The organism is Novosphingobium sp. (assembly GCF_965214355.1).
Classification (GTDB): domain Bacteria; phylum Pseudomonadota; class Alphaproteobacteria; order Sphingomonadales; family Sphingomonadaceae; genus Novosphingobium.
In genome coordinates, this window is record NZ_CBDCBI010000002.1 from 4136400 (window position 1) to 4144489 (window position 8090).

The window sequence follows — 8090 nt, forward strand, 5'->3', positions numbered from 1 at the left end:
GTTGCCGGTCTAAAATGTTACCTATGTCTCCGATTGCACCGCCCTTGGCCGCCGGAGGCCCTTTAGGGAGAGGGCTTCAGCTCAGCCCCAGTTTGTCGGCGTAGAGCAGCCGGCCCGCCGCCAGGTGCCACAGCGCTTGCGGGAAATCGTCGGGCGCCATCGCGAAACAGCCATCGCTACGCCCCAGCTTGCCCCATTTCTGCAGCATGTCGGGCGCGGCGTACCAGGCCGGGTGCATCACGACTGCGCGTTGCGCTGCGTTGCAATTGTCGGGATCAAGGCCGCCAAGGCGGATCGATGCGCCGTATTTGCCGTCATACCATTCGTAGGTAATGTAGGCCCCGCGCGACGTCGCCTCGCTGCCGACTTCGTTGGAAAACCGCTTGAGAAATCCGTCGTGTTCGCTGTCCGAGCCCTTGCCGTGCGTCACCAGGAACGAATGGACCATCCCCGCCTCCAGATCGGCGAAGTGCAGCCGGGGCAGCGACGAAGGCAGCGCGAAATCGGCGATGCCCACGACATCGGTACGCCACACCTGAGGCCGGACGCGTTCCAGCTGGTCCTTCGCGACGCCCAGCACACGGCGATGCTGCTCCGACACCGCAAAGGCCTGCGCAAACACGCGCGGTGCCACCGCGCCCGTGGCAAGCGCGCCTGCCAGAGCCGCACGCCGGGTCAGGAGCGGGGTCAGGAGCGGGGTCAGGCCTGGCCCGCCAGCGAACGAAGCGCCTCGCCATCGACACGCATGACGGTCCATTCGTCCAGCGGCACCGCGCCAAGCGATTCGTAGAACCCGATCGAGGGCGCGTTCCAGTGGAGCACCGACCATTGCAGACGCGCACAATCGCGGTCGATGGCCAGCTTGGCCAAATAGGCCAGCAACGCCTTGCCGAGCCCCGCCCCGCGCGCCTCGGGGCGCACGTACAAGTCTTCCAGATAGATACCGGGACGGCCTTCGAATGTCGAGAAATTATGAAAATACAAGGCAAAGCCCTGCGCCACGCCATCGATTTCGCCGATGACCACTTCGGCATGCGGGTGCGGCCCGAACAGGTTTGCGCCAAGCACGGCCTCGTCGAAGCGGACTTCGTGCGCCAGTTTCTCGTATTCGGCCAGGTCGCGAATCAGCGTTGCGATCAGCGGCAGATCGCCCGGAACGGCAGGGCGGATCGTCGTTTTCACGGTATCAGGATCAGGCGACCGGTTCGGCCACGATCACGGCCGGCTGCGCGGCTTCGATCTCGGCCACTTTGCCCTCGACCAGCATGACGATGTGATCGAGCATATCGGCCGATTGCACGTGGTGGTCGGTCACGCCCGACAGATAGACCATGTGCTTGCCATTGCCGCCGCCGGTAATGCCGATGTCGGTCTCGCGCGCCTCGCCTGGCCCATTGACGACGCAGCCCAGCACCGACAGCGAGATCGGCGTCTTGATATGCGACAGGCGTTTTTCCAGCGCCTCGACCGTGCGGATGACGTCGAAACCCTGCCGCGCGCACGACGGGCACGACACGACGCGCACGCCGCGTGTGCGCAGGCCCAGGCTCTTGAGGATTTCGAAACCGACGCGCACTTCTTCTTCGGGCTCGGCCGACAGCGACACGCGCACGGTGTCGCCGATGCCTGCCCACAGCAGATTGCCGATGCCGATCGCCGATTTGACCGTGCCGCCGATCAGCCCGCCCGCCTCGGTAATGCCCAGGTGCAGCGGGCAGTCGACGGCATCGGCCAGGCCCATGTAGGCCGCGACCGCCATGAACACGTCGGACGCTTTGACCGCGACTTTGTATTCGTGGAAATCATGATCCTGCAGCAGCTTGATATGGTCGAGCGCCGATTCGATCAGCGCGTCGGGGCACGGCTCGCCGTATTTTTCGAGCAGGTGTTTTTCAAGGCTGCCGCCATTGACCCCGATGCGAATCGCGCAGCCATTGGCCTTGGCCGCGCGCACCACTTCGGCGACTCGCGCCGCGCTGCCGATATTGCCGGGATTGATGCGCAGGCACGCAGCGCCCGCATCCGCCGCCTCGAGCGCGCGTTTGTAATGGAAATGGATGTCCGCAATCAGCGGCACGCGCGCGGCGCGCACGATTTGGCGAAACGCGGCAGTGCTGGCCTCATCGGGGCACGACACGCGGATCAGGTCGGCGCCGGCCTCTTCGCAACGGCGGATCTGGTCGATCGTCGCCACCGCATCCGATGTCAGCGTGTTGGTCATGGTCTGGACGGTGATCGGGGCATCCCCGCCCACGGGAACCGCGCCAACCATGATCTGGCGGCTCTTGCGTCGCGCGATATCGCGCCAGGGTCTGATCGATGACATGGGGTTGCTATACCGAAGCGCGGGGCGCGGTGGAAGCATTTGTATGGGACGTCAAAAAAGGGGCAGCCCTTGCAGGCCGCCCCTCATGGTTTTCCGATTGCCGAAAACAGCGATCAGAATTTGGCATCCACGCCGAGGCGGAAGAAGCGACCGATCACGCCATCTTCATGCAGCGACGGGTTGTACGGCGTAAAGCTGCCGCCATAGGTCTGCGCATCGATCGGAGCCGAGGCGTCGAACAGGTTTTCGACGGTCAGTTTCCAGGTAAACGTCGGCGTTACGCGGTACTGCAGCGCGAGGTTGATCGACGTGAACGATTTTACGCGGCAATAGCTCTGCTGCGCTGCGCCGATCGGCTGGGCGATGAACATGAAGGCCGAACCCAGCGCCGAGGCGCAATCGGGAATGCCCGCGCTCGGGTCGACAACGCTGTACGACCCAATCCGATAGCCGCTGATCACGCCCGAGAAGTTGCCCAGATCCATGCCCACGCTGGCGTTGATGTGATCGCGCGGGTTGCCGGTATCACCCGATACGCCGTCCGGACCATGCGTGCCGGCCAACTTGTATGTGATGCCGCTCGGCGCCGTCAGGTTGTAGGTGAGCATGTGCGTGTAGTTCGCCGATAGGGTGAACCTGGCCGCACCGACCGCGAAGCGATAGCGTGCCTCGAGGTCGAACCCGCTGGTCGACGTGCTCGCTGCGTTAACGTAGCCTGCGATACACGCTGCGATCGGGCCATAAAGCGGGACCGCAGTGGTGGTGTTCGGCGTTCCGTCGGCATTCACCGCGCCGGTCGAAACCCCCGAGATTGCATTGTCCGGCCCGCGCAGACACGGCCCGTTCAACTGGCCGAGCGAAGACGAATACGACGGCAGTTCGGCCGCAGAAACAATCTGGTCCTTGATGTTGATGTGATAGTAATCGCCCGTCAGGCTGAAGCCGCTGAACGGCGTGAGCGCCGCACCGGCGGTGAACGACGTCGACTTTTCAGGCTTCAGCGCGTTGGTGCGCTGCGCATACCCCGGGCTCGACGAGCATGCAGCGGGCACAGTGCCGGCAGGGAATGGACCGCCCGCGCCGTTGGGGCACAACAGCGGATCGGCGAATGCGCCCAGGCCGAACAACGAGCCGGCGGTGCCGACTTCGGCCGGGTTCGGCGCGCGAAAGCCCTTCGAGAACGTGCCGCGCAGCAGCAGCGGTGGCACCACGCGCCACGTGATGCCTGCCTTTGGCGTGAAGGAATTGCCATATGTGTTCACATAATCGTCACGGCCCGCGACGTTGATATCGACGGTCTTGAAAATCGTCGCATCGAGTTCGGCATAGCCGGCGGTGTCGTTCTGCTTGCCGATCGCAAAGGCGCTGAACGCCCCGCCGATCTGGCCGTTAAGCACCGGCGCGGCGCCGGGGTTGTTCAACACCTTGTCGTTGAAGCTGACGCCAACGGCGAGGTGAAGATCGCCGCCGGGCAGATCCATGATCTTCCGCGTGCCGGTAAATTCGGCGTAATACAGCGCGTCGGTCGCAACCGCTTCGAATGCCGGAGCAACGCGAGCGAGTTCGGCCGCGCTGTTTCCGCCCAGCGGGTTGAACGCCGGCGTCGAGATGCCGGCCGCATTGGTTGCGGACAGATCGGTGTACAGCGTGTCGAAATTGACGAAGTTCAGATACTGGGTGTGGGTGCGGACATGCGACATCCCCAGCGAACCCGTGACATCCCAACCCCCGACATTGCCGGTCACATCCAGTGCGAGCCGGATGGTCTGGCTGTCGATGTTGATGGTTGGCGCGTTAAGCTGTGGCAGCAAGCCTTCGAGATAGGCAGGAACACCGAGCGTGTTACCCGGGAAGCTAGAGCGGGATGAGGTTTGTTTGAATCGCCGAGGGATTCCCAAAGGCCAATTTTTCTGATTCAAGCTGTGTGCTGGGATTGGAGGCCGGCAAGGGATGGCACGACCATATTCGATTGATCTTCGGGAGCGGGTAATCGCGGCTGTTAAGCGCGACGGGCTTTCTCGCAATGCTGCTGCGCGGCGGTTTGGTGTGGCGATCAGCACGGCGGTTCTCTGGTTGCAGCGCCATCAAGACACCGGGAGCGCGGCCCCAGGGAAAATGGGCGGGCACAAGCCGCGCAAGTTGATTGGTGAACACCGGGACTGGTTGCTGGAGCGGACCAAGACGGATTTCACCCTGCGCGGTCTCCGAGCCGAACTGGCCGAGCGCGGGGTCTCGGTCGATTACCGGACCGTGTGGTCATTCGCGCATGACGAAGGTTTGAGCTTCAAAAAAAAGCGTACTTCCAGCCGAACAACTGCGCCCCAAGATCGCCAGGCGGCGCGAGCAGTGGAAGAAGTATCAGGGCACGATTGACCCCAGGCGGCTCGTTTTCATCGACGAGACTTGGGCGAAAACCAACATGGCGCCGCTGCGTGGTTGGGCGACCAAAGGGCGACGGCTCCATGCCAAAGTGCCTTATGGCCATTGGAAAACAATGACATTCCTCGCTGCCTTGCGCTGCGACAGGATCGATGCACCCTGCGTCCTCGATCAGCCGATCAACGCGGCATGCTTCCTCGAATATGTTGAGCAGTTTCTCGTACCGACGCTCTCGCCGGGCGATGTCGTCGTCATGGACAATCTGTCCAGCCACAAGCGGCCCGTCATCCGCGCCGCCATCCGCAGCGTCGGCGCGCGGCTGTTGTTCCTCCCGCCGTACTCACCTGACCTGAACCCCATCGAACAGGTCTTTGCCAAGCTCAAGCACCTCATGCGAAAAGCGGCTGAGCGCACCGCCGAGAACACATGGAAACGCATCGGAAAGCTGCTCGATGAATTCCCGCCAAACGAATGCGCCGCATATCTTGCCAATTCAGGGTATGCTCGAACCTAATCTCATCACGCTCTAGCCGGCACAAGGTAAGATGGAAGTGCGCCGATACCCGTCACGGGCAGACCGCCGATCGGGTTCGACACGTTGCCCCCGTACGAAGCGCCCGGGTAGGCGTTGCCGTAACCGGTATAAGGCGAATTGTTCGACTGCTGACCCTTGCTGTCAAAGAACGACGCGCGGAACTTGGCCTGCCAGCCGCTGCCGAAATCCTTGGTGAAGCCGGCCAGAACGTTGATGTTCTGCGTCGGCGATTCCAGAACCTGGCGATTGACCGAGCCGCACTGGCCTGCGGCCAGCTTGGCCTGATTACAACCGGCACCCAGGAATGCGAGCGCGCCGGGGGTCGTTGTCGGATTGGATGCGTTCGGATTGACCAGGTACGGCACGGTCGTAGCCGCCAGTCCCGAGTTGAACACATTGGGCTGGCCCGGCCCGAGATTGTTGCCGCCGACCGACGCAAAGTTGTCCGAACCCCAGGGCTCGTACTGGCGTTGGTTGAGCGTGATTTCTTGCTGCTTGCGGAATTCGACGGTGACGAACGCGTTGTAGCCATCCTTGGCGAGACTGCCCTTGCCGTAGGACAGGCCGTAATGCTGGGTTTCACCGCCGCCATGCTGCGACAGACCTTCCTCCATCAGCATTTCGATGCCGGTGATTTCCTTTTTCAGGTGTATGTTGACCACCCCGGCAATCGCATCGGAACCGTAGATCGCCGAGGCGCCGTCCTTGAGGATGTCGACGCTTTCAATCGCGTTGAACGGGATGCTGGCAACGTCGGTAAACTGGCGCTGGCCGTCATCCGACAGTGGATAGGGCGCGAGGCGATGGCCATCGACCAGGGTCAGCGTATAGGCGACCGACAGGCCGCGCAGCGAGATACCCGACGCGCCGCCAGCGAACGCAACCGAGTTGTTGGCCGACAGCGTACCGGCGCCATTGGCGCTGAGCGAGGTCAGCACGCCGGCGAGCGTGTCCTGACCCGAACCTTGCAGTTCCTTCTCGCTGATCATCTGGATCGGGCTGGGCGTGACCAGATTTGCGCGGCGGATCGAGGTGCCCGTCACGATGATCTGTTCGGGCGGGGATGCCGCAGCCGGTGCGTCGGTCGTAGGCGGCGTAGCCTCGGGTGTCGACTGGGCCATCACCGGCGTGGCGCCGAGCGCCAGTCCGAGCGCGGCGATCGCTACCCCGGCATTCAAGACAGAAAAATTCTTCATAACTGTTCAGCCCCTCAGATTGAATGGCAGCCGCTGGACGACCGCCCGTTCAAAGGACCAGGGTGCAACGCATGGTTGCGCCCATCAGCGACATGTCTGCGACACGTGCCGAATGTCTGATCCCCCGGATGCCCTTGAAGTGGCAGGAACGGCCCGGTCTCGTAAAGGTCACGTTCATGCCATCACAGAGGTTTTGTTCCCGTTGTAACTAATTTGCCACAGTTCCTCGGCCACGGGTACGCTTCGGGTACATTGTCGCAACGATGGCGCCGAAGCCGACGGCCAACGGATTAGTCTTGCATTTGCGCGGGGTTGGGCCGTGGGGGCGGGGCGCAGCAGCGTGCCTGTGCAATGGATATTAAGTGGATTTATTCAGGTCCGAGAACGAAATCTCCCCCTCAACATTACCGGCTGGTAATGTTATCTGTGATCTCAGAATGGACCGCGGCGTATGGCAATTTTGTTACGGATGTAAACGATACCAGCGACATTAAATTCTGCTCGCAGTGCCAATATGCGACAGTCGATTGCGCAGCCGCGAAGCATCGCGCCGATCAAGATCACGGCAGAAACAGCAAAGGGTCGAGCCGGCGCCCGTGCCAGGTCAGTCCCCAGTGCAGATGCGGCCCGGTTGCACGCCCGGTCATGCCGACCTGGCCGATCGTCTGACCCTGTCGCAAGACCATGCCCTCGGTCACCGACAGCGCACGCGCATGGAGCAGCGCGCTCATCAAACCCATGCCGTGATCGAGGATGACCAGGTGCCCTTCGAGCGTGAACGGTTCGCCGGTAACGGCCAGCACGACAACGCCATCGGCGGGCGCCAGGATCGGCGCTCCGGCCGGCGCGGCGATGTCCATGCCGGCGTGATAAGCCGCAGGAACGCCGCGAAACACACGCTGCGCGCCGAATCGGCCCGAGATCGCCCCCGCCGCCGGGTGGATCATTTGCTGACGCCAGCCGGCGCTCACCGATTCGCGGGCGCGCGCCGCCTTGATCAGCGCCAGTTCGCCCGCGCGGCGCCGCGCAAATTCGGCGTCAGGCATGCCCGCCGGGTGCATCGGCGTATCGACATGCTGGATCTGCCAGTTGCGCGGGGATATCGCCAGAGTCTGGCTTACCGGGCCGCCCGGCGCCTCGGCCACGAGCATGGGGGCCAGCGCCGCGTCGCGGTCGAATGCGATCAGGAATGCGCCGTCATCGGCGAAATGCACCGCCGTTTGGTCGAGGTGCAACGCTGTCGTGCCCGCCGGGACCTGCCCGCGCAACCAGCCGCCCTGGGTGGGTTGCCCGGTCAGGGCGAAGCGGTCGTCCGCGGCGAAGGCCTGTGCGCTCGCCAGCAGGGCGCCACCGGCCAGCACCATCCTGCGCGTGACCAGGCCCGGCGTCATTCGCGCCCGAGCAGGCGCCTGGTCGCGATTTCGGCGCTGGCGTAGGCTTCCTGCCGGTCGGCATTCCAGTAGCGCAGCGTGTCGAGCGGGATCTGCACCCCGGTGATGGCGCAAAGCACATGGTCGCCGGCCGAAAGCTGACGATACGAGCCGGGGAGATAATGAAGCCGCGCGAGGCGGCCGCCAGGGGACGTAAGCATGCGGACCCTTTTAATGCGCCCGCGCGCTCAAAGCAATTTCGGTTGTTGCGCGGCCGCATCGGG

General features: G+C 63.3%; 8 protein-coding genes. 1 reads left to right on the forward strand and 7 read right to left on the reverse strand.

Annotated elements, in window-relative coordinates; genetic code table 11:
- Positions 1 to 76: 76 nt before the first annotated feature.
- From ACOOE2_RS18925 to ACOOE2_RS18940, 4 genes are all read right to left on the reverse strand, one after another.
- A complete protein-coding gene (locus ACOOE2_RS18925) occupies positions 77 to 622 on the reverse strand; it encodes a murein L,D-transpeptidase catalytic domain-containing protein (RefSeq protein ID WP_420384524.1) in 546 nt (181 codons plus the stop codon).
- A 77-nt stretch (positions 623 to 699) separates the two neighbouring features.
- Positions 700 to 1182, reverse strand: a complete 483-nt coding sequence (locus tag ACOOE2_RS18930) for a GNAT family N-acetyltransferase (RefSeq protein WP_420384525.1) — start codon at positions 1180 to 1182, stop codon at positions 700 to 702.
- Between the two features lie 10 nt (positions 1183 to 1192).
- On the reverse strand, positions 1193 to 2326 hold the full coding sequence (gene ispG, locus ACOOE2_RS18935) for a flavodoxin-dependent (E)-4-hydroxy-3-methylbut-2-enyl-diphosphate synthase (protein WP_420384526.1): 1134 nt from the start codon (positions 2324 to 2326) through the stop codon (positions 1193 to 1195).
- 113 nt (positions 2327 to 2439) lie between these two features.
- Positions 2440 to 4386, reverse strand: a complete 1947-nt coding sequence (locus ACOOE2_RS18940; RefSeq protein WP_420384527.1) for a TonB-dependent receptor domain-containing protein — start codon at positions 4384 to 4386, stop codon at positions 2440 to 2442.
- On the opposite strand from ACOOE2_RS18940, the gene ACOOE2_RS18945 reads away from it, so the two are divergent.
- A protein-coding gene (locus ACOOE2_RS18945) for an IS630 family transposase (RefSeq protein WP_420384081.1) occupies positions 4277 to 5219 on the forward strand; the annotation gives its coding sequence in 2 pieces (ribosomal slippage) (positions 4277 to 4612 and positions 4614 to 5219; 942 coding nt in all). The two genes, ACOOE2_RS18940 and ACOOE2_RS18945, sit on opposite strands and share 110 nt — an antisense overlap.
- 5 nt (positions 5220 to 5224) lie before the next feature.
- Here the strand turns inward: ACOOE2_RS18945 and ACOOE2_RS18950 are convergent.
- The 3 genes from ACOOE2_RS18950 to ACOOE2_RS18960 form a co-directional block, all read right to left on the reverse strand.
- On the reverse strand, positions 5225 to 6436 hold the full coding sequence (locus tag ACOOE2_RS18950; RefSeq protein WP_420384528.1) for a TonB-dependent receptor plug domain-containing protein: 1212 nt from the start codon (positions 6434 to 6436) through the stop codon (positions 5225 to 5227).
- A 560-nt stretch (positions 6437 to 6996) separates the two neighbouring features.
- Positions 6997 to 7827, reverse strand: a complete 831-nt coding sequence (locus tag ACOOE2_RS18955) for a M23 family metallopeptidase (protein WP_420384529.1) — start codon at positions 7825 to 7827, stop codon at positions 6997 to 6999.
- Positions 7824 to 8027 carry a DUF2093 domain-containing protein gene (locus ACOOE2_RS18960; RefSeq protein WP_420384530.1) on the reverse strand — a complete coding sequence of 68 codons (204 nt, stop codon included), beginning with the start codon at positions 8025 to 8027 and terminating at the stop codon, positions 7824 to 7826. Before ACOOE2_RS18960 ends, ACOOE2_RS18955 begins: the two co-directional genes overlap by 4 nt.
- Positions 8028 to 8090 lie beyond the last annotated feature (63 nt).

What these genes read in the sequence shown, in the direction of transcription:
- ACOOE2_RS18950 (WP_420384528.1), bottom strand. Translation starts at nt 6,436, where the DNA reads ATGAAGAATTTTTCTGTCTTGAATGCCGGGGTAGCGATCGCCGCGCTC.
- ispG (WP_420384526.1), bottom strand. Translation starts at nt 2,326, where the DNA reads ATGTCATCGATCAGACCCTGGCGCGATATCGCGCGACGCAAGAGCCGC.
- ACOOE2_RS18960 (WP_420384530.1), bottom strand. Translation starts at nt 8,027, where the DNA reads ATGCTTACGTCCCCTGGCGGCCGCCTCGCGCGGCTTCATTATCTCCCC.
- ACOOE2_RS18955 (WP_420384529.1), bottom strand. Translation starts at nt 7,827, where the DNA reads ATGACGCCGGGCCTGGTCACGCGCAGGATGGTGCTGGCCGGTGGCGCC.